This window comes from Ignavibacteria bacterium, from assembly GCA_041649015.1.
Lineage (GTDB): Bacteria > Bacteroidota > Ignavibacteria > Tepidaquicellales > Tepidaquicellaceae > CAIKZJ01.
This window is the reverse complement of the sequence record JBAZNU010000012.1, coordinates 1-21,969: the sequence shown is the minus strand read 5'-3', so window position 1 is coordinate 21,969 and position 21,969 is coordinate 1. Positions and strand designations below refer to the sequence as shown.

Annotated in this window: 18 protein-coding genes; 13 read left to right on the top strand and 5 right to left on the bottom strand. The window is 37.7% G+C overall.

The window, feature by feature from the left end; translation table 11 throughout:
- Window positions 1–1,363, bottom strand: a 1,363-nt coding sequence (locus WC644_13420; GenBank protein MFA5012934.1) for a hypothetical protein, incomplete at its 3' end; no start/stop codon positions are given.
- A gap of 242 nt (window positions 1,364–1,605) precedes the next feature.
- On the opposite strand from WC644_13420, the gene WC644_13415 reads away from it, so the two are divergent.
- Genes WC644_13415 through WC644_13395 form a run of 5 tightly spaced genes read left to right on the top strand, consistent with a single transcriptional unit; the run spans window position 1,606 to window position 4,675 of the window.
- Window positions 1,606–2,094: a hypothetical protein gene (locus WC644_13415; GenBank protein ID MFA5012933.1), complete on the top strand. Its 489-nt coding sequence runs from the start codon at window positions 1,606–1,608 to the stop codon at window positions 2,092–2,094.
- Window positions 2,095–2,124: 30 nt separating this feature from the next.
- Window positions 2,125–2,607 (top strand): LytR C-terminal domain-containing protein, encoded by a 483-nt coding sequence (locus WC644_13410; protein ID MFA5012932.1) that lies wholly within the window; start codon window positions 2,125–2,127, stop codon window positions 2,605–2,607.
- Entirely contained in the window at window positions 2,607–3,053 is a 447-nt protein-coding gene (gene rsfS / locus WC644_13405) for a ribosome silencing factor (GenBank protein ID MFA5012931.1), read from the top strand. The genes WC644_13410 and rsfS overlap by 1 nt, the downstream gene beginning before the upstream one ends.
- A gap of 6 nt (window positions 3,054–3,059) precedes the next feature.
- Entirely contained in the window at window positions 3,060–4,007 is a 948-nt protein-coding gene (pdxA, locus tag WC644_13400; GenBank protein MFA5012930.1) for a 4-hydroxythreonine-4-phosphate dehydrogenase PdxA, read from the top strand.
- Window positions 4,004–4,675: an ATP-binding cassette domain-containing protein gene (locus WC644_13395; GenBank protein MFA5012929.1), complete on the top strand. Its 672-nt coding sequence runs from the start codon at window positions 4,004–4,006 to the stop codon at window positions 4,673–4,675. Before pdxA ends, WC644_13395 begins: the two co-directional genes overlap by 4 nt.
- Before the next feature lie 6 nt (window positions 4,676–4,681).
- Here WC644_13395 and WC644_13390 read toward each other — a convergent pair whose 3' ends face one another.
- Window positions 4,682–6,043 carry a tetratricopeptide repeat protein gene (locus WC644_13390; protein ID MFA5012928.1) on the bottom strand — a complete coding sequence of 454 codons (1,362 nt, stop codon included), beginning with the start codon at window positions 6,041–6,043 and terminating at the stop codon, window positions 4,682–4,684.
- A 169-nt stretch (window positions 6,044–6,212) separates the two neighbouring features.
- The gene (locus WC644_13385; protein MFA5012927.1) at window positions 6,213–8,711 is read right to left on the bottom strand and encodes a tetratricopeptide repeat protein; all 2,499 of its coding nucleotides are present in this window, start codon (window positions 8,709–8,711) and stop codon (window positions 6,213–6,215) included.
- Window positions 8,712–8,877: 166 nt separating this feature from the next.
- On the opposite strand from WC644_13385, the gene lon reads away from it, so the two are divergent.
- The 8 genes from lon (at window position 8,878) to ribH (ending at window position 17,475) form a co-directional block, all read left to right on the top strand.
- A complete protein-coding gene (lon, locus tag WC644_13380) occupies window positions 8,878–11,373 on the top strand; it encodes an endopeptidase La (protein ID MFA5012926.1) in 2,496 nt (831 codons plus the stop codon).
- Window positions 11,354–12,514, top strand: coding sequence for a DNA polymerase III subunit gamma/tau (gene dnaX, locus WC644_13375; GenBank protein MFA5012925.1), 1,161 nt, complete (start codon window positions 11,354–11,356; stop codon window positions 12,512–12,514). The genes lon and dnaX overlap by 20 nt, the downstream gene beginning before the upstream one ends.
- A 96-nt stretch (window positions 12,515–12,610) precedes the next feature.
- Complete coding sequence (speB, locus tag WC644_13370) at window positions 12,611–13,522, top strand: agmatinase (protein ID MFA5012924.1); 912 nt, start codon at window positions 12,611–12,613, stop codon at window positions 13,520–13,522.
- Window positions 13,519–14,178: an endonuclease III gene (gene nth, locus WC644_13365; protein MFA5012923.1), complete on the top strand. Its 660-nt coding sequence runs from the start codon at window positions 13,519–13,521 to the stop codon at window positions 14,176–14,178. The genes speB and nth overlap by 4 nt, the downstream gene beginning before the upstream one ends.
- Window positions 14,178–14,687: an HAD hydrolase family protein gene (locus WC644_13360; protein ID MFA5012922.1), complete on the top strand. Its 510-nt coding sequence runs from the start codon at window positions 14,178–14,180 to the stop codon at window positions 14,685–14,687. Before nth ends, WC644_13360 begins: the two co-directional genes overlap by 1 nt.
- 17 nt (window positions 14,688–14,704) lie before the next feature.
- Window positions 14,705–15,886, top strand: a complete 1,182-nt coding sequence (locus WC644_13355) for a PLP-dependent aspartate aminotransferase family protein (GenBank protein MFA5012921.1) — start codon at window positions 14,705–14,707, stop codon at window positions 15,884–15,886.
- 270 nt (window positions 15,887–16,156) lie between these two features.
- Window positions 16,157–16,996, top strand: a complete 840-nt coding sequence (locus WC644_13350; protein MFA5012920.1) for a PHP domain-containing protein — start codon at window positions 16,157–16,159, stop codon at window positions 16,994–16,996.
- Window positions 16,993–17,475 carry a 6,7-dimethyl-8-ribityllumazine synthase gene (gene ribH / locus WC644_13345; protein ID MFA5012919.1) on the top strand — a complete coding sequence of 161 codons (483 nt, stop codon included), beginning with the start codon at window positions 16,993–16,995 and terminating at the stop codon, window positions 17,473–17,475. Before WC644_13350 ends, ribH begins: the two co-directional genes overlap by 4 nt.
- A 27-nt stretch (window positions 17,476–17,502) precedes the next feature.
- Here ribH and WC644_13340 read toward each other — a convergent pair whose 3' ends face one another.
- Together WC644_13340 and WC644_13335 are read right to left on the bottom strand one after the other, a co-directional pair.
- Entirely contained in the window at window positions 17,503–20,841 is a 3,339-nt protein-coding gene (locus WC644_13340) for a T9SS type A sorting domain-containing protein (protein MFA5012918.1), read from the bottom strand.
- Window positions 20,842–20,977: 136 nt separating this feature from the next.
- Window positions 20,978–21,969 (bottom strand): T9SS type A sorting domain-containing protein (locus WC644_13335; GenBank protein ID MFA5012917.1); only part of this gene is annotated, 992 nt, incomplete at its 5' end.

Here is a 21,969-nt window from a genome sequence, read left to right as displayed (position 1 = left end):
TTCCTGCTCCTGATCTTCCCCAGTTGATAACAACAGGTGTATTGCTGCCGCCCGCAGTTTCAATTCTCGCTCCTGAAACAGGGCTGATTAGTCCGAATGGTGTCAATGCAGGTTTCTGTCTCTTTAACTTTAATGTTCTCGGTCCGTTAGCTGCTTTCAAAGAATCGTTTTGCGGATCGTTATGTCTGAATGCCCAAACATCCCAGGAACCCGATATTGAGTCACCCTGTGCAAGACCTAACGTTCCGAGCAGTACGTCTAACTGACCGAGTGTCATTGTTATTGAATTCGTAGGTGCCGGTATAGTATGTAGTCTGGTTGGTAATGCTGTACCGTAAATCCACTTGTAGGTTGCTGCCGCTCTTGAAGTATCCCATGTTATAGTAACAGGAGTTGTTGAACCCGGGATTGATGTAATAGTTGAACCTGCTGTTGGCGATGTCAGGTTAAACGGCATTAACGGACCAGCGTCCGTTACGCCTAATTCTACTACATACACTCTATCTGGACTTCCCTGAACCAAGCCGACTAATACTCTCTTTCCTGGTACTAAATCTGTCACAACTTCCGAACCACCTGAAGCAAGTGAAGTTGAGCCTGAACCCGGAACAGTTAGAGGGATCGTGATGTTAATAGGAGTTCCGATTTGTGCTAATGTTGTTGCATTATATTTTACGATAGCTATTCCTGTTGCTGAGGCAGGTGATTGATCTGTTGATAACCAAATGAATGGACCCGCCGGGTCGTCATCATAAGCAACACCATAACATCCTGATGCCGGCATCGTTATTGACGCGCCTGCTATGGCGACACCGTTAGTATCATAACATACTAATGGACCGGTAAAATTGTTTGTTCCGCACCAGAAACCTTTTCTAACAGGATCATATGTAATTGCTCTAATTGATGCTCCTCCGGTTGTAATCGTTTTAACCATAACACCGGTGGTAGGATTAATACCGTAAATCGTATTTGATAACGGAGAACCCCATATTAAACCGTTTGCGTATGCGAGGTCTCTGAAATATCCTGTACCCGCACCGGAAGCTGCAAATGAATCAATCTTATTCCAATCTGCAGTCATTCTGTTAAACATGTTTGCGCTAAATCTGGACGTTACAAATGCTGTACCTGTCCAGCATACCCCATATCCATAAACTGTACCTACTAATGAATCCAGGTTATAATTCATTAAGAGGTCATAAATGGCATTAGGATAATCATTCTGTCCTGCAATCGGTGCTAAATTAACACTAATGGGATTGACATCGTTCATTGGTGCTATTTTTCTATCTTGACCGATAACGCTATAAGCTGACATTAGTAATAATGCCACTAATATCAAAGAATAAATTTTTTTCAAGGTTTTTTCTCCTAAATTTTAGTTTTTAAAAAATTTATTTAAGTATGATATAGCTTTTGACTAAACTAAACAAATCGATTTCGCGATTATCTGACTAATCTTAACTGAAATTTATTAAAAATGCAACACTAAATTTTATGTTTACTAAGTACCAAATATTCGTTAAAAAAATCAAATATTAAATCTTTCCTTGCTGTTTTATGTTAAATTTGATATTTTATATATTAAGCACAATTATGACCATGAAAAAATTTGTATTATTAATAACGTTAGTCTTTTTAATTAATTCGGCAGCTATTTCTCAGTTCAAAAAACCCGAAGATGGGAATAAAATTAACAGAACTACAAATAATCTAATACTCGGAATATTTAATCCAAAGAATTTTTCTATGAGACACAGCTTTCAGGTCTCAATGTTAAGCTCAAAGTACGGAAATATGTCGGTTACCTCATACCTTAATTCAATGAATTATAAAGTCTCAGACAGGATAAATATTGCTGCAGACGTAAAACTTCAGTATGCTCCTTATGTCAGCTCATCATTCGGTTCAGCTTACTCAAAAGGTTTACAGGATAACCTGAACGGAATTTCTCTTTCGAGGTTATCAGTCGACTATAAAGTATCAGATAATTCTTTCATTAAACTTGAATACAGGCATCTTGATGAGACAAATTTCTATGATCCTTTTAATCCTTACAATTCATATTACTATGATAGAATGTACAGATAAAGCAATATTTGTTGCGATAATTCCATAAACATGAATTCTGACTATAAGAAAAATTTATTTAATTACACTTTAAATATTTCTATTATACTCATCACGGCGTTGTGTATATATCTTGCTTATTCTATGATTATGAATACATCGGGTTCAAGTGATGATAATATTTCAGATACTGCTAAAAAACAAATAACGAATCAGCCTAACCTTTCTATTCAAATTAATATTCTTAACGCAACCGGAGAGAACAGGATTGCTGCAAGATTCCGGGATTATCTCAAAACAAAAGGTTTCGACATTGTCGATATGGGTAACTACAAAGCTGAGGTAGAAAAAACAATGGTGCTGGATGTTATTGGTGATATTAGAAAAGCCAAAAGGGTTGCAGATGCTATTGGCGTTAGCCAAAGAAATGTCGTACAGCAACTCGATAAAACAAAATATATTGACGCAACAGTTATTATCGGAAAAGATTATACTGAGTTAAAACCGTTCACTGATAAAACTAAAATTAATTAATGGAATCTAAAGAGTTAGTTTACTTCATCGCAGATTTAATACTTAAGAAAAAAGGTACCGATATAAAAATAATCAATCTTGAGGGTAAAACCTCCGTAACTGACTATTTTGTAATTTGTTCGGCATCATCTACAATGCAGGTAAAAGCTGTTGCAGACCATATTCTGCAGGAAACAAAGAAGGCAGGAGAAACTGCATGGCGTGATGAAGGATATACCGGGCTGACCTGGATTTTGATTGATTATGTTGATGTTGTTGTACACATATTTATGGAAGAAACAAGGAGGTTCTATAATCTTGAAGGTCTTTGGGGAGATGCAGAAATTATCGATGTTCCTGATAACTTTCTGTATGAAAAGAAAACAGTAAGAAAAAGAGTGACAAAAACAACAAAAACTGCAATAAAACCTAAATTAATCAAAACAGCAAAGAAAAGCGGAAAGTAGTTGTTTATGCCTAAACCGAGAATTGTATTAACTTGCGGTGACCCAAACGGTATTGGTCCTGAAATTGCACTGAAGATAATGAATAACAGTTCTCTAAACGCTCAATACGAAATAAAAATTATCATACCCGAATCCGTAATTCAGCATTATTCCAATACACTTAAAATTAGGATACCTTCAAAGGAAAGTATTATTAATATACCCGACCTGAATATCAGAGTTAAAGAAGGGAAAACTGATAAGAAAGCAGGGCGCATATCCGGAGATGCCGTACATATAGGAACAGAACTCTGCCTTAGAAATACTTTTGATGCATTAGTTACACTTCCGATTTCTAAAAAGTCTTTCAACCTTGGCGGTTTCGAATTTCCCGGACACACAGAATACCTGAAAGCAATTACAGGAAGTACGAGTACAATTATGATTATGTATTCTGAAACCTTGATTATTACTCCTGTTACTATTCATATACCTTTAAAAAATGTTACTCACGAACTTGAAAAATCAGTGTTAAGAAAAAATCTTAACCTTCTTAATAATACATTAATCAATTATTTTAGAATCCCGGTTCCAAGAATCGCCGTTCTGTCGTTAAATCCTCATTGCGGTGACGGCGGACTATTGGGCTACGAGGAAAAGACAAAGCTCGAACCCGTCATTAAAGAAATGTCAAAAAAAGGACTTAAGATATACGGACCCTTCCCTGCGGATGGTTTTTTCGGTTCAGGAGCTTACAAGAACTATGATGCAATTGCAGGTACTTATCACGATCAGGCATTAATTCCCTTTAAACTTCTATCTAAAGGTGGAGGAGTTAACCTGACTGCTGGTTTACCGATTATAAGAACATCACCTACACATGGAACAGCATTTGATATCGCGGGAAAGAATATCGCAAACACAGAAAGCACAATTTCTGCCATTAAACTCGCTGCTAAATTGTCCGTAAAATGATTATTACTTTTAATAATGTTAGTTTTTCGTACGCGGCAAAAGAAATATTCAACTCTGCCTCACTGGTTATAAACAAAGGAGAGTTTGTTTTTCTCGTTGGTGAAAGCGGAATAGGAAAAACAACTTTGCTGAAGTTAATTTATTTTGATGTAAAACCGAAAATCGGAGACGTAAATTTTGATGATTACAGTTCGGTAAATATTGACAGAAGTGAAATACCTTTCTTAAGGAGAAAAATTGGGATAGTCTTTCAGGATTTTAAACTCCTAAACGACAGGAATATATTTGAAAATATCGCAATACCCCTTTACATCGCCAGCGTTAAAAAAGAACAGATAAAGAAAAAAGTATTTGATATTGCCGCAAAGCTCGGACTGATGGAATATGTGAATGAGATGCCTTATGACCTATCCGGAGGCGAGCAGCAGCGGGTAGCTATTGCACGAGCAATGATTACCGAGCCTGTTCTACTCCTTGCAGATGAGCCGACAGGGAACCTTGACCCTTTCGTTGCACTTGATATCGTTAAACTTCTGAATGATATTAATGTAACCGGAACTACGGTTGTCATGGCAACTCACAATTTCGAAATAGTAAAGAAATTCAGCAATAAGAGGATTATTCAGATTAAGAACAAACAGTTGTTCGATGTAAGGTTAAAATCGTAGAAGTATTTACTGCCTGTTAACCAGGAATTCAATTATTTTCTCCCAGTCATTTTCTAAGTTATATTCGACTCTGTCTTCGGGTTTTATCGTAAATGCTTTTTCAATCATTTCTATTGCTTTATCCATATCTTCAAGAAGGAAATAAAGTTTTGCTTTTTCATAATATACTTCAGTCCAATCAGGTTTTAATTCTATTACACTGTCGAATGAACTGAGAGCCTCATCGAATAAATATGTATCAAGCTGGAGACATCCTCTGTCAAAGATAGCTTCAAAGTTATTGGGCTCAAGTTCAAGAACTTTTTCGTAGCTTGCATTCGCTTCCTCGAACATGTTCATCGCATACTCTGTGTCTGCTCTTGAATACCATAGCTGTGCATGATGTGAATTAATTTCAAGTCCTTTCTTAAAAAAGTCAAGCGCTGTTTCATACTGATTCATGTTGTAAAAGCATGATCCCAGTCCGAAATAAGAATCAAAGCTCTCTGAATTAAGTTTAAGTGCTTTTCTGAAATAGGGGATTGCCTCCGCAAAATTATCAAGTTCGAAATATGAATTAGCTATATTATGATAAGAATACGAATCCTTCGGGTTTAACTCGCATGAACGCAGGTAGTATTCTATACTTTTCTGAAACATTCCCAACGAAGCGAATGAATTCCCGCAATTGTAATATGCGGAAGCAAAATTGTTCCTTAAATTAATTGCAAATTCATAGCATTCTATTGCTTTCATGAATTTGCCCTGCCTGCTTAGTACAATGCCGAGGTTATACCAGGCATTTGAATTGAATGGATTCAGTTCAATATGTTTCTCATACGATTCTATTGACGAGTAGAGGTCTTCGAGAAAATCATAACAATATCCCAGTTCATAATATGCGTCTGCATGTTCCGGATTAATCTCGATGCACATCTTGAAACACTCTATTGCCTTTTCAAAATCGTCGCATCTTTCGAAACTAATTCCTTTGTTGAAGTATGCGTCTGAATTCTTGGATTCAATATTCAGTGCAAGATTGTAGCACTTGATTGCAGCATCGTAATTTCCTTGTGAGTCAAGTGAGATCCCTTTATTAATATAAACTTCATAATCGTTCGGATTCAATGATATTGCTTTGTCGTAAAATTTCAGGGACTGGTCGTACTTACCAAGCCCGTCAAGTATTAATGCTTTCTTATGAAATAAATCAGCCGAAAAAGGAGAATAACTCAAAGCTACATCAACGAGCGTTAATGCTTCCTCAAAATTTCCTTCGTCGCAAAGCTGATTGATTTTCTCTTCGGTTGATTCAGAGTTGTATCCCTGCATATCATCGTACTTGAAATAATCATCAGAATTATATTCTATGTCATCAAAAAAATTCATTCAGTGTTTTCTGTTTAAATCAAATTATTAAATCAAATGTGATAAGTCAATAGAAAATATTGTAAGAGAAAAATTTTGGTATACATTCTTTTATTGCTTAAAAAGATTTGTCAATGTATAAAGTGAATTAAATTCTCGTGCTGATTGGTATGAAAAATTTCTGGTATCTCTAAAAAATACTTTTTATTCCGGTTATTAGAACACCGCTGCACTGAAACAAGCTTTTTTGTCTGTTAATATCAGCATTTATTCCCGAAATACCGTAATCTTTTTTCCTGTTTTCACCGTTTCCCTCTTCAGTTTTTTCTTCTTCCTTGTTTTCTTCCTTAATTTGTTCGGGATTTTCTTCCTTCAGTTTTTCCTCTTGTTTACTCGTTGTGTCGCCCGGTGAAACTTTAAGAGAATCATCTGCTTTTGTTTCCGGATTTATCTTTAATGAATCCTGTACTAAAAGAGAATCTTTTTTGTCTTTTGGCGGAGTGGTAACAGCCGTATCTTTTACGTCCAGTGATTTATAGTAATCATACCTTGGCTTTACGTTAGTCGCAAATTCCGATGAAGTATATTGAGTCAATAAGAGCCCGTAGTATTTCATCACGCTGTCTTTGTTGGGATATAGATTTTCATAAATCCAGCCCAGTGTATAATAGACTTTAGGAATCAACGCATTGTTTGGGCTTTTTTCTACAGACGAGTAAAGGGCTTTTATCAGATTTTCTTTATCGCCGCTCCCGGATACAATTTTATCCATTATCGAAGAAAGTGAATCATCCGAACTTAAATCCATTTCTATGATCTTGAGTCCCAAATTATTCCTCGATTCATTAGCGAACACTGAATTCGGATATTCCTTTATTACGTATTCGAAATATTGTTTTGACTTCTCATCGTCTCCCCGTGACTTATATATTGTTCCTAAATAAAACGCTGCTTTGCTCTCAAGGTTTGAGTTGTCATACTCATTAATTATCTTGTCGAGATAATATATTGATGAATCCGAAAGATTTAGATCATAGTAAAATATTTCTGCAAGCTCAAAATATGCGTTTATTTTAATCGATTCATTCGCTGCCTTAATCGAATCTTCATTAACAATCGGGACAACAATCGAATCCTTTTGCTGATTCTCTGTTATCGTATCAATAGGCTGCTCTTTTGTATTCGGTATCGTATCAATACCTTCATTCCTCTTTTGCTCTTCAAGGATTTTCTCGAAAGATTTCAAAAGTGAATCCTCCTCCGGTATTGTATCCCTGCCCGAAATACCTCCGCCTTTTGGTTGTTCAAGTCCGCTCTTTGGATCAATCCCCGGTTTCATCAGCTCTTTATTCTGTTCTTCTTCATACTTTTTCTTGAACAGCTGGAATTCAGGCTCTTCAGCCGGTATTTCTATCTTCGTAGTATCATTTATAATAGCTTGTATGGTAAAATATCTGTCAAATGTCAGAGCTTTCTTGCTGCTCTTTTCTGCATAATCGTGGTTGAGTGATGTTTCGTTAGATTTTTTATAAGATACGAGCGCTTTCAAATAGTCTTTTATAATAGTTTCGTAATATACACCCAGCCTGTAGTAAGATTCTGCGGCAGCTTTCGAGGATGGATATTTAACAATTATGTAAAAGTATTTTTCTTTGGCTTCCTTATATTTTTTCTGGTAAAAATCCGTGTTGGCAATTTCGAGTTCGACAAGTTGTTTAAAATCAGGGTAATCAAGATATTTCCTGTCCATTTTATTCAAAATCTCTGTTGACCGGTCGTATTTTGAAATCTCATTATATGCTTTTGCTTCGTTCAGTTTCGCATAAAATTCAAAATCAAAATCTGAGGTACTTTTAAACGCAAGCTCATACATCTCCGGAGCACTTTTCTTGTCGTATATTGAATAAATTTTTCCAAGAAGCAGCATTCTTTCCGCCTTTGTCTCTCGGTCTTTCGTTAATTCTATTGATTTCTTTAAATCCTCAATAGCAACTGATACATTCTTTAATCCTATATTATGAACTGCAAGTACTTGTAATGCCTCTGCTTTTATTTCCGGACTTTTTGAATTTTGCAGAAGTGACTTCAGTATTGTCTCACCGTCAGCATTTTTCCTTAATCTGAATTTTGACATTCCAAGATAAAGCAGCGCCTCGTCTGAAATATCGCTCGTGGAGAGAGTTGAAAGAAATTCATTGAATTTCCTTTCCGCCTGAAGGAAGTCATTCGAATAGAAGTAAGAAAGCCCGATAAGCATAACTGCATCATCAAAATATTTTGTGTTCTTGTTATACTGTATTATCTTTGAGCATCTTTCAATTACTTTTGTAAACTTGTCCTTTGTTGACTGGAGAACTGGGGTCAGTATGTTTACGGAATCAAGTTTCTGATTGTAACTTGCTATTCGCGATGCTTTAAACTCTTTTAAAGCTTCATCATAATCTTCATTTGCTGTATAAAATTTGTTAAAGTATGTGCTGAAGGTTTCAGACCTGTTCCCTAAAAACATGAATGAAACAAAATCCTGATAATTATAATCCAGAGATACCTTGTAATCAGGATCGGGTTCCTCGTCTGTTGTTACAGTTTCCTTTGAGAGTGTTCTGTGCGTCGTATAATCACAACCGCTTAAATAAACTGCAGCAATAAACAACGTTATGAATAAAATACTATTAAAAACTCTTGCCATATTCTTAAAATTATTCCGTTTTTAACCCTTAATCAAGCCAAAATTCATATAAAATGCTTCAATTTTTGAATTTCTGATTTTTTGGTATTGTTTTCCTCCATGCAAATCGTCTTACCCGCATTCCCTTTAGAATTGAAACTGAAAACTTATAGGTTTATATTTGCGAATGAAAACTATTAATCTCACTAAAGAAAAAGCAAACATTGACTTGAACGAAGGAAATGATGTAAACAATAATTCAATTGAAACTCCTCGTAATATTAAAGATAATTTTTCGCAGGATACTTTACCCGTTTTGCCGCTAAAGGATATAGTAATTTATCCTTATATGGTTTATCCTATTCTTGCTGGCAGGGATTCGTCAATTCGTGCTATTAATAAGGCGTCCGAAAAGGATAATAATTTCATTTTTCTCGTAACCCAAAAAGACGGAACCATTGAAGAAGCAACAATAGACAACCTTCACAAGACAGGTGTTATAGCCAAAATCCTTCAGGTTGTTCGTATGCCGAACGGACTGATGAAAATTCTGATTGATGCCGTCGTTGCAGCAAAAGCCGTTAACTTTTACAAGGATGACTTTATTTATGCTGACCTCCAGTTAAGGACCGATAACAATGAATTTAATTCTCAGATAGATTTGCTCGCAACAAGAGCTTCAAAACTTTTTGAAGAGTATGTAACATTGAACCCTGTTCTCACAAAAGATTCATTCACAAGTTATGAAGTTCTTAAAGAATACGATAAAAAATTGTATTTCATAGCATCTACTCTTGCTGTTAATTTCACAGATAAGCAAAAAATCCTCGATACCGAAAGTCTTTACGACAGGTACTTTACGCTTATAACAATCCTTGTTTCAGAAGTACAGGCATTAAAAATTGAGAAAGAAATCGAGGCTAAAGTGACTTCTTCTATGCAGAAAAACCAGAGGAAGTTTATCGTTCAGGAACAAATCCGTATTCTGCAGGATGAACTTGGCGAGAATGCTGAACTTGACCCCGACCTGCAAAAACTGAAGAAAGCCATCGATGAAGCTGACATGCCCGAACACGTGAAGAAAAAGGCAAATGAAGAGTTTGACAAACTAAGAAAAACTCCTCCCATGTCACCTGATTTTAGCGTCTCAAGGAATTATCTTGAGTGGATGACTGCCGTACCTTGGAATGTTTTTACCGAAGATAATTTCGACCTCGATAATGCCAAGAAGATTCTTGATGAAGACCACTTCGGTCTTGAAAAGCCAAAAGAAAGAATTCTCGAACTTCTTGCAGTTCTGAGACTTCTTAAAGATAAAAATATTAAGAAACCTCCTAAAGGTCAGATTCTTTGTTTCGTCGGTCCTCCGGGAGTAGGCAAAACCTCTCTCGGTAAGTCCATTTCTCGCGCCCTTAACAGAAAATATGCACGCCTTTCTATAGGCGGTGTGAAGGACGAAGCCGAAATTCGCGGTCATAGAAGAACGTACATCGGCTCAATGCCCGGCAGGATTATTCAGGCTATGAAAAAAGCAGGTACATCAAACCCCGTTATTCTTATAGACGAAATAGATAAGATGGGTAATGACTTCCGCGGCGACCCCGCATCGGCTATGCTCGAAGTTCTCGACCCCGAACAAAACAACACATTCAACGACCACTATCTCGATATAGACTATGATTTGTCGAACGTCCTTTTTATAACTACCGCAAACGTTCAGTATAACATCCCACTTGCACTTCAGGACAGGATGGAAATAATAGAGATGAGGTCTTATCTCGATTTCGAAAAAATAGCAATCGCTCAAAACCATATTCTTCCTAAAGAGCTGATTGAACACGGCATGGATAAAGATGAAATAAAATTTCCTGATAATGTAATTCTGAAAATCATTCGTGAATATACCCGGGAAGCAGGGGTCCGTAATCTCGAAAGAGAACTAAGCTCTATTATCAGAAAGTCAGCAAAAGATAAACTTCTTACTGGAAACGGAAATGTTAAGAAGAAAGTAAAAGTTACTCCTCAGCTTGTAGAGAAGTATCTCGGCGTGCCGAAGTACGAAGATATCGACGCTAAGAAAGACGAAAAGACAAAAGTCGGCTCTGTGTATGGACTCGCATGGACTTCGATGGGCGGCGATATTCTAACGGTTGATGTAACCGTGATGAAAGGCAAGGAAAAGATTACACTTACAGGAAAACTTGGCGATGTCATGAAAGAATCAGCAATTGCTGGATTGTCTTACATTAAGTCAAATGCAGAAAAATTTAATATACCTTCAGATTTCTTCGTTGAAAAAGAAATTCATATACACGTACCCGAGGGTGCAATCCCAAAAGACGGTCCTTCCGCAGGTATTACTATGATTATGGGTATGCTTTCAGCTATTACAGGAAGCCCCGCAAGAACTGACACTGCTATGACAGGCGAAATTACACTGCGTGGAAATGTTCTTCCTATAGGAGGTCTCAACGAAAAACTTCTTGCAGCTGTCAGAAGCGGCATTAAAAAAGTTTTGATTCCTAAAGACAATGTTAAAAACTTAATAGAAATTCCAAAAGATATTACTTCCAAACTTGAGATAATTCCCGTCTCAAAGGTGGAGGATGCTATTGAGCATTTATTTAATAAAAAGAACCTTACTATTACGAAAAGCAAAAATAATGTCCGAACCAAAGTTTAAAGTTTCAGCATTAACGTTCAGACCTCAGAAGTTTTCCGACGTGGTCTCGCAGGAGTTTGTCACTAAAACTCTAATCAACGCAATTAAGTCAAAGAAGATTGCTCATTCTTATCTTTTCAGCGGTCCAAGAGGTGTCGGTAAAACTACTATCGCCAGAATTTTTGCTAAAGCTATAAACTGCAAAAATGCTAAAGACGGAGAACCCTGCAATGATTGCGAAAACTGCACGGAAATAACAAGGGGAGTGCATCCCGATGTTTTTGAACTCGACGCCGCTTCTAACCGCGGTATCGACGACGTGCGTTCCATTCAGGATGCTGCAAAGTATTTTCCTATTAAAGCCGATTACAAATTCTATATAGTTGATGAAGTGCACATGTTAACCATTCAGGCGTTCAATGCTTTGCTTAAGATTCTTGAAGAACCGCCCGAATACCTTATCTTCATCCTTGCAACGACTAATCCTGAAAGAATTCCGCCGACTATCGTCAGCCGTTGCCAGAGGTTTGGACTGCATAGATTAAAAATTACTGAGATTATGGAACAACTCGAGTTTGTTGCTAAAGAGCAGAATGTTAAGATTGACAGGGATTCGTTATTCCTCGTTGCTAAACTCGGCGATGGTGCGCTCAGAGACTCGCTCGGCGTGTTTGATATGGCTGTCTCTTATTGCGGCAACAAAATTAAATTTGAAGAACTGAAAGAATTTCTGAACCTGCCCGATAATTCGATTTATTTCAACACATCAAGGTATATTGTCACTTCTGATATTAAGAGTATTATTGCGTATTTCAACGAACTTGAAGAAAGCGGTCTTGATATTATTACATACCTGAACGGTATTACTGACCATTACAGAAATCTACTCATCGTTAAGACCACGGAAAAAGCTGACCTTCTTGATGAATCAGACGATACTAAGAAGAAGTTTCTCGAAGAAGCAAAAAGTTATTCTGTTGACCAGATTCAGAGAATTCTGAAATTGCTTTTTGATTCCGAACAGCGTTTTAAATTCTCGGGTAACCAGAAAGTTCTCATGGAATCCCTTCTCGTTGAACTATGCAGGATTAACAGGGAAGTCGTTGATATTTCAGAACTGATTTCAGGGCTTGAAACCCTGAAAAAAAAAAGCTTGAGATAAGCTATGAGTCTTCTCATGAACCTCCTGTGTATGATTTCTCAGCTGAATTTAACCGTGAGAGTGAATTTATGAAGTCTCTGAGAGAACTTTTTAAAATTGAAGAATACAGCCCAAAAAATAATGCGAACTCTTGATATAAATAAGAATTTCCTTGCTATAGAGGAAATGTATTCAAACTACAAGGATTCAAAAGTTGTTATCCTGCCCGTTCCTTATGAAGCTACAACTTCGTACGGAAAAGGTGCGGCTAAAGGTCCCGACGCTATTTATAACGCTTCTCACTATGTTGAGTTTTTCGATGAAGAACTTAATAGGGAATTCTGCTTCGAAAAAGGTAACGGTATAGCATCGCTTTTTCCTGTAAATTTCAAAGGGGCGAAAGGCAAGAAAGCCCTCGATATTATCTATAATGAAGTATTGCATCACATAAAGAACAATAAGTTTGTCGTTACACTCGGCGGAGAGCATACTATTTCAACCGCTCCTATAAAAGCACATTTTGATTCTTACAAAGATTTATCAATTCTGCATTTTGACGCTCATTCAGACCTTCGCGATAGCTACGAAGGTACGAAGTATTCGCATGCATGTTTCTGTTCACGCGTTGCAGAGTTTACAAACGATATAACACAAGTAGGTATCCGTGCTCAATGCAAAGAGGAGTATGATTTTATTAGGAAGAATAAGATTAAAACATTTTATGCTTACGCGATTCGAAATGGTTTGCACGGCAAAAACTGGCATGATAAAGTGATTAAAGGTCTTAAAAAGAATGTGTACATAACTTTCGATGTAGATTATTTCGACCCTTCAATAATGTCTTCTACAGGCACATGCGAGCCGCTCGGCTTCTATTGGGAAGAGACTATAGCACTTCTTAAAAAGCTCGGTACTCAAAAAAACGTTGTTGGCTTCGACGTAGTTGAACTTGCACCGAAAAAAGGAAATCCTTATCCCGATTTCCTTACCGCTAAACTGATTTACAAAATGCTAAATTATTTTCTATGAGCAAAAACGACCGTATTGAAAACCTGAAGAAGAAAGCTAAAGTAATCACAAAACGTCTTGCCGAAAATTATCCTGACGTAAAGTGCCATCTTGACTTTAAAAATGAATTTCAACTCATTGTGTCAACTGTTCTTGCAGCTCAATGCACTGACGACAGAGTGAATAAGACAATGGTTCCTTTATATAAATCAAAATATAAAGGCGTTAAGGATATTCTCAAAGATGGTCACGATAATTTCAGAGATAATATAAAGTCAATAAACTTTTTCAATAATAAAACAAAATCAATTCTCGCTCTTTCGTATGCTATCGATAAAAATCACAAAGGCAAAGTCCCTGACACTATGGAAGCACTTACCGAACTGCCCGGCGTCGGAAGAAAGTCCGCCTCTGTAGTGCTCGGAAATTGTTTTGGAAAGAAGGATGTGATTATCGTCGATACCCATCTCAAAAGAGTCTCAGCCCGTCTCGGACTTATTGAAAATGAAAATCCTGATAAAATAGAAATTGAACTTAAAGAAATCATCCCCCCTGCTGAACAATTCTATTTTTCAATGAGGGTGGGGGAGCACGGCAGAATTGTCTGTCAGGCGAAAAAACCAAAATGCAATGAATGTTTCTTAAGCGATATTTGTCCTTCATTTAATAAAGTATAATGATTACTAAAAAAACCAATAAAAAAACCGACCTCGCTAAAATAAAAATGATACTCATGGATATGGATGGCTGTCTTACAACCGGACATATAATCTATTCAAGCAGCGGTGAAGATATTAAAATGTTCCATACGCACGATGGTTATGGCTTAACGCGCGGCAGGCAGCTCGGAATGAAGTTTGCCGTTATTAGCGGTATGGATTCTGCCGTTAATAAAAGACGCGTTGCAAGATTAAAGATTGACCATCTCTATGAGAAAATTGACGATAAGCTTCTTCCATTTGAAGAATTGAAAAAGTTGTACGGGTTTAAAAACGATGAATTTGCGTATATCGGCGATGATGAGTTCGATCTGCCCTTGCTGAAGGAGGTGGGTTTCTCATGCTGTCCAAACAGTGCTGTTGATGAAGTCAAAAAGCACGTTCATTATGTCTGTAAGAAAAACGGCGGTGAAGGTGCCATCAGGGAAATGATAGATAAAATACTTAAAGCAAAAAAACTTATATAAATTTAAATTATATTACTATGGATACTAAGAACAAAAAGTTCAACACTAAGCTTATTCACGCAGGTGCATACAAGGATACCTTTAAATCTGCTACCGTTCCTATTTATCAAACCTCAACTTTTGCATTCGACTCTGCCGAAGATGGTGCTAAATGTTTCTCGGGCGAGTCGAAAGGTTATATATATACTCGTCTCGGAAATCCTACTATCAAGGCACTCGAAAATAGCATTGCAGAACTTTGCGGCGGTTTCGACGCTGTTGCCGTCAGCTCCGGTATGGCTGCCGTTAACACAATCTATATGGCGCTCCTTTCCAATGGGGACCACATGGTCAGTACTGCCGCTGTTTACGGTCCTTCACGCGTTATAATGGAAGACCACTGGGCAAGGTTTGGCGTCGAATCTACTTATGTTGATACAACTAATCTTGATAATATAAGGAAAGCCATAAAGCCAAACACAAAGATGCTTTACCTTGAAACTCCGGCAAACCCGACGATTGACATTACAGATATTGCTGAAGCATCAAAGATTGCTAAAGAGCATAATCTAATTCTCGTTATTGATAATACATTTGCATCTCCGGTTCTTCAGAAACCCCTCGCACTTGGTGCTGACGTTGAATTTCATTCTATCACTAAGTATATTAACGGTCATGCTGATGTAGTCGGTGGAATTATTATCGCAAAGACTGAAGAGCTTTATAAAAAACTCCGCCCGATGATGATATCTCTCGGTTGTAATATGGACCCGCATCAGGCTTATCTTGTAATCAGAGGAATAAAGACACTTGGAATTAGAGTCGAACGTGCTCAGGAAAACGCTGCTAAAATTGCGGAGTTTCTTGAAAAACATCCTAAGATAGAATGGGTCAGGTATCCGGGTCTTAAATCTCATCCCGGTCACGAAATCGCAAAAAAACAAATGTCAGGTTTTGGTTCTATGATTGCTTTCGAACTTAAAGGAGGATTCAAAGCAGGTGAAACCCTAATGGATAATGTTCATGTTGCTACTCTTGCAGTTTCTCTCGGAGGTGTAGAAACTCTTATTGAGCATCCGGCGTCAATGACGCATTCAAAAGTTTCAAAAGAAGGCAAACTGAAAGCAAACATAACAGACGGATTAGTGAGATATGCAGTAGGTATCGAAGATGTCGAAGACTTAATCGCTGACCTCGAACAGGGTCTCGCAAAATGCTGATTTTTATCCTGTCATTCCAGCGGAAGCTGGAATCCAGGCGATTATAAAAGAGGGTAACGCAAGTCTACGATCCCGGCTTGTCGGGACTTCCAGCTTGCGAAAAAGAGGATTGTTTTTATCCTGTCATTCCAGCGGAAGCTGGAATCCAGGCGATTATAAAAGAGGGTAACGGAAGCTTCTAGCTCGAGGAAATGTTTTACATTGTTATCCCGGCATATACAGAGAGGTATTACGTATTTTTTTAATTATTAATTATCAACTATCAACTAATTGAGAGCCGATTTCCACATACATTCAAACTCTTCCGACGGGAAACTAAAACCCGCCGAGATTATCGATTTGGCTAAAAACAAGGAACTCAAAGTAATATCAGTTACCGACCACGATAACATCGAAGGCTCTCAGGAAATGTTGAAATTAAATGGTACCTATGGCATCGAAATCATCCCCGGCATCGAACTTAGCGCCGATTTTCATGGCAGGGAAATTCATCTCCTTGGCTACTTTCTGGACTTCGGAAATGTTGCTCTTACCGAACATCTTAAGCTCATCAAAAATCTCCGCATAAGAAGAATCAATAAAATGATTGATAAGCTTAAAGAACTCGGTGTCATTATCAGCTCTCCCGATTTGTTTGAAAAATATTCTGCAAGCTGCTCTATCGGCAGGCCGCATCTGGCAAACGAGATAATCGAAAATGGTTACGTAAAGGATTTCCAGACTGCTTTTCATAGGTATCTCGGGGACGGTAAACCTGCTTTCGTGAAGAAAGAAAATCTTAACTTTGAAATAATTATTGAACTCATTCGCGTTTCAGGCGGACTTTCTTTCCTCGCTCATCCGGGAAGCTACTTCAGGGAAAGTGCCCTCGTTGAATTGAGAAGAGCGGGAATTGACGGTGTTGAAGTTTACCATCCTTCGCATAATGATAATCACATAAAGAAATACAAGAAGTTTGTTAAAGATAATAATCTCCTCACAGTCGGCGGCTCTGATTTTCACGGTTATGCGGAATATGATAACAATAATATCGGAAGGTATTTCATCGGCGAAGATGAAGTATTTGCTTTAAAGGAAAAACATAAAAGTTTAAAGAAAACAATATCATGAAAACATTCAAAGGTGAACTAAAAGGCAAAGGTCTGAAAATTGCCGTCATTTCAAGCAGGTTTAACGAAGAAATAACAGGAAACCTTATCGAAGGTGCAATTAAACTCTTTCTTGAAAAAGGAGTTAAAGAAAAAGATATAAACTTATTCCTCGTTCCGGGTGCGTATGAAATTCCCACGGTCCTCGAAAAGATTCTGAAGAAAAACAGCAGGTTAAAATACGACGGAATACTCACAGTCGGATGCGTCATAAAAGGGGAGACAGCCCACTTCGAGTATATTTCAGGAGCCGTCTCAAACAACATAAACTTAATATCTTCAAAATACTCCGTCCCCGTTGGTTTCTGCGTCCTCACTACTTACAGCGACGAGCAGGCAGAAGCCCGTTCTCGTTTAAATCCCTGCAATGCAGAAACAAACAAAGGTTACGAATCAGCCGCAGCAGTCCTCGAAATGATTGACCTTATAAAGAAAATATAATTTCTGTTATAACCTCAAAGTAATATGTTACTTCAAAAGCACCATCCGCTTTGTCTGAACAAACTTCTCTGTCTGTATAGAGTAAAAGTATATTCCGCTCGCAAGTCCCTCTCCACTGAATCTTGTCTGATGTGTACCCGCATCCAGCCTCTCATTGTTTATCAGAGTTTTAACTTTCTGACCAAGCATGTTGTAAACCTTTATCGTCACGTATGATTTTTCAGGCAGCATGAACCGTATGTTTGTAACAGGATTGAACGGATTCGGGTAGTTCTGCATTAAATCATACTTCTCAGGTAATTCCGTCGAGATATTTATCACGGGTACTACAGGTGCTGTTGTTGAGAATTCATAAATCAAAGGGGCTGTGCCGTTATAATATGGTCTTGTTGCATTGTAAGGATAAATATAAAATTCCTCTCCCGGCTGTCCTGCTCCGCCAGTGTTCACAAGCCTCGGTGCCCAGATGAACATAATATCATATTGCGGTTGTTGTATAACTAAATTCCTGTTCTTATATGGTGTAGTAATGCTCGTATCGTAACTCGAACCAAACGTATATAGCAGAAGTTTTCCACCGAGCGAGTCTGTTGTTGGATTCCATCCGTTCGTAAAAGGATATATATCCGATGATTCAACAAATGCACAGTTCACTTGTCTTTTCTCATATCTGTATGTTGGTATTGATGGATTATCAACTACCAGTGTATCAGCAAATACTTTGAACGGTACTTGTTTCATTCCTTTGTATATGTAATAATTGTCATTGATTTTTGAAGAATCCTGATACCAATACGCATACTGTCCTTCACTCTGTGCAGTCCATTGAATTGTTACTTTCCTGAGTTTATCTGCCGTTAATGCTGACCGTAAATTAGAAAATGTACCCGCCATTGGATAAGAAATTGACTGAGAAATTGACTGCCACGGTCTTGTTGGATCTTTTATATACTTGCTCCCCGTAAGAAACTGATTTCCCTGATTTGACCACGCCCAGCCCTTATGCCGCGTCTGTATTGAATCTGCTGGTAAATTCGAAGCAGGGTCTTTTATCAGTCCCGCATTTCCAACATAATACGGTGCATTCCCGGAAAACCTTATTTTATCTACTTTAAAGAATATTCCGTCTAATATTCTTGAATCTTCATGAGATAATGTCTTAAAAGGTGTAGGTCTTAATCCTGTTCTTAAAGTCGAATAACTGCTTCCGTTGTTAATTGACTTTTGTATGCTGTAAGTAGTATCACCGGAAAAAAGTATCCTGTATTTAGCGGTTTGCAGCAATTGCTGTCCTACAACTACAGGCGTTAGTCCTAAATCAACTAAACTGTTTGAAAGTGTATCGCCGTTATAATATGCAAATGTTATATTATTCGAATACGGCTCGGGAGTTGAGCTGAATAGGACATTAACCATCGTATTTCTTATAACTTTAAAACCTTTTTTAATCTTATTAGAAGTACTGACCGAATAAGCATTAACTACAAATTTATATACCTGCCCGTACTGTATTTCAGATGCACCCCCGTAATTTCCGGGAAACCTTGTGTTCGTTATCTTTATTGACCTGCTTAATCCGCTGTTTGGAAAGTTAGGAGGTGTCGTCATGCCGAAAGGTGGCACAATTGGAAGAGGTGCATATATTTCCTGATTGTTTATATAACCTATAGGCAATGTATCAATAACAAGTCCTATGTTATTCCTTAAATCATATATACCTATTAGTTTTATCTTATTCGGGTCTATAGTAAGCGGTTTGCTGAAATCAGGAAGATTCTCGTTCGGTAGATTCTTGTCAACTTCATATATTTCATACCCTTCAAACTTATATATATTTGAATCGCTTTTCGGATAGAATATAGTGTCCCAGTAATAATATGATTCCGGAGCATCATTCCAGAATATATTAAGTGAACATTGTGTCTGGTTTATCGGGGTGATGCTCTGTGAAACTACCGGTATTGCCGGCTGCGGAGTTACATTAAAGTTATTGTCATAAATTATCTGTGCTGTTTGGCTTAATCTTTTAAGCAGTGTTACAGAATTTTTGTTATCAGCACCCCTTTGAACAAATTGTGCAACAACTATTTCCTGAGTATCGCCGGGATTTACAGTAAAGTTCAATCCTCCTGAATTAAATATAAATCTTCTGTCGCCCGATGGATTAACCGAAATAGTTGTTCCCGTTATTCCATTACAGTTTTGAACGGAACCTTTATATTCTGTCCATCCGGAACCTGATTCAGGATTTCCCGGATAACAGAACTTTGTTATTACAGGAGGTGAAACAGTCGGATCAAGGAAAGGAGACCTATCCTTTTTTAATCCCTGAAGCATGTGATATGCCGGTATAGGTTCACCGTTAGGATCGGATTCACAAGGCGGAGGTGTACTGCCCGTATTTGTAAAAAATACAAAAGAGGTCAACCCGAGTGTATCACCTGTAATTCTGTTTATCGGACTTTTAAAATAATCCATTCCAAAAGCAGGCGGTGCCGCACCATAAGTCGGAGGAGCTCCCGAACCATCGTTATTATCAGCATTATAGCAATAACCAAGATTAAGTATTGTATCACAACCTATGTAATCATCTTCTGCATTACCCAAATCCGGGTCAACAACTATTCCCATGAAGGTTGAATCCCATTTTACAGGTCCTCTATTTAAAATCACATATCTGATAAACTGTAAATCCTCAGTCCCGGGTCTCGCGTATGCCCAAGATGTAAAATGTATTTCTGCCCCAAGCAATGGATTGGTTATTCCGCCGCCAAAACCTTCTCCGGAACTTCTTTGTGACGTATCGCCGTCACCCATGCACTCAAATATCGTCTGGTTTGCATCGGGTATTCCGGGGATATCAACTCCATCATCATAAATACCGTTATTGTTAACATCTTTATAAGGAGCACCATACGGTACCATCTTATACCAATTCGCATAATCCGGATTGTTTGCTGCATTATCACCAATCCTTACCGTGTACATCTTAAAATCGTTGTTCGTGGTCCATGACCCGTTTTGAAAAGTTCCGGGAGCATATTCGCCTTTATAAGATGCCATGACCTGTGCATACTGTCCGTTTATTCCGCAACCGATAGAAAGCCCTGCCGTGAAACATGCCGTCCTTCCTGAACCATTCGGCCATTCTAAACCGGAAGAATTACCTGCTGTTGTATTCTGGTCAAATATCCCCGTGTTTTGAAAATATGCTGAGATGTTATTGGGATTAAGTATAACTCTCTGAATAACAATAACGTCAGATACTGGATTATATGGATTTCCGCCAAATATAATTCTTGGCTTTGATTGAATAATAAAATTGAAAGATAGAGAAAAAACGAGTAGAAAAATTAGCTTTTTCATTTGCGTAATTTTTTAATTATTAAATTATTACTAAGCAATAAAATTTCTATAAAATAGATATTTAATTATACTACAAATAAAAACCACATTAACAAAGGTCGTTTCTATGATTAGAAATTATATTTTAATTAACCCATTACTTCAAAAGCACCATCCGCTTTGTCTGAACAAACTTCTCTGTCTGTATAGCGTAAAAGTATATTCCGCTCGCAAGTCCCTCTCCGCTGAACCTTGTCTGATGTGTACCCGCATCCAGCTTCTCATTGTTTATCAGAGTTTTTACATTCTGACCAAGCATGTTGTAAACCTTTATCGTCACGTATGATTTTTCAGGCAGCATGAACCGTATGTTTGTAACAGAATTAAACGGATTCGGGTAGTTCTGCATTAAATCATACTTCTCAGGTAATTCCGTCGAGATATTTATAACAGGTACCGTTGTTGAGAATTCATAAATCAACGGGGCTGTGCCGTTATAATAAGGTCTTGTTGCATTGTAAGGATAAATATAAAATTCCTCTCCCGGCTGTCCTGCTCCGCCAGTGTTCACAAGCCTCGGTGCCCAGATGAACATAATATCATATTGCGGTTGTTGTATAACTAAATTCTTGTTCTTATATGGTGTAGTAATACTTGTATCGTATGAAGTACCGAATGTATAAAGCAGAAGTTTTCCGCCGAGCGAATCTGTTGTTGGATTCCAGCTATTAGTAAATGGATATATATCCGATGATTCAACAAACGCACAGTTCACTTGTCTTTTCTCATACTTGTAAGTTGGTGTTGATGGATTATCGACTACAAGTGTATCAGCAAATACTTTGAACGGTACTTGTTTCATTCCTTTGTATATGTAATAATTGTCACTGATTTTTGAAGAATCCTGATACCAGTACGCATACTGCCCTTCACCCTGTGTAGTCCATTGAATTGTTACTTTCCTCAGTTTCTCTGCTGTTAGTGCAGACCTCAAATTAGAAAATGTACCCGCCATCGGATAAGAAATTGACTGAGAAATTGACTGCCACGGTCTTGTTAGATCTTTTATATACTTGCTCCCCGTAAGAAACTGATTTCCCTGATTTGACCACGCCCAGCCCTTATGCCTCGTCTGTATTGAATCTGCCG

What these genes read in the sequence shown, in the direction of transcription:
- WC644_13415 (MFA5012933.1), top strand. Translation starts at nt 1,606, where the DNA reads ATGAAAAAATTTGTATTATTAATAACGTTAGTCTTTTTAATTAATTCG.
- WC644_13410 (MFA5012932.1), top strand. Translation starts at nt 2,125, where the DNA reads ATGAATTCTGACTATAAGAAAAATTTATTTAATTACACTTTAAATATT.
- rsfS (MFA5012931.1), top strand. Translation starts at nt 2,607, where the DNA reads ATGGAATCTAAAGAGTTAGTTTACTTCATCGCAGATTTAATACTTAAG.
- pdxA (MFA5012930.1), top strand. Translation starts at nt 3,060, where the DNA reads ATGCCTAAACCGAGAATTGTATTAACTTGCGGTGACCCAAACGGTATT.
- WC644_13395 (MFA5012929.1), top strand. Translation starts at nt 4,004, where the DNA reads ATGATTATTACTTTTAATAATGTTAGTTTTTCGTACGCGGCAAAAGAA.
- WC644_13390 (MFA5012928.1), bottom strand. Translation starts at nt 6,043, where the DNA reads ATGAATTTTTTTGATGACATAGAATATAATTCTGATGATTATTTCAAG.
- WC644_13385 (MFA5012927.1), bottom strand. Translation starts at nt 8,711, where the DNA reads ATGGCAAGAGTTTTTAATAGTATTTTATTCATAACGTTGTTTATTGCT.
- lon (MFA5012926.1), top strand. Translation starts at nt 8,878, where the DNA reads ATGAAAACTATTAATCTCACTAAAGAAAAAGCAAACATTGACTTGAAC.
- dnaX (MFA5012925.1), top strand. Translation starts at nt 11,354, where the DNA reads ATGTCCGAACCAAAGTTTAAAGTTTCAGCATTAACGTTCAGACCTCAG.
- nth (MFA5012923.1), top strand. Translation starts at nt 13,519, where the DNA reads ATGAGCAAAAACGACCGTATTGAAAACCTGAAGAAGAAAGCTAAAGTA.
- WC644_13360 (MFA5012922.1), top strand. Translation starts at nt 14,178, where the DNA reads ATGATTACTAAAAAAACCAATAAAAAAACCGACCTCGCTAAAATAAAA.
- WC644_13355 (MFA5012921.1), top strand. Translation starts at nt 14,705, where the DNA reads ATGGATACTAAGAACAAAAAGTTCAACACTAAGCTTATTCACGCAGGT.
- ribH (MFA5012919.1), top strand. Translation starts at nt 16,993, where the DNA reads ATGAAAACATTCAAAGGTGAACTAAAAGGCAAAGGTCTGAAAATTGCC.
- WC644_13340 (MFA5012918.1), bottom strand. Translation starts at nt 20,841, where the DNA reads ATGAAAAAGCTAATTTTTCTACTCGTTTTTTCTCTATCTTTCAATTTT.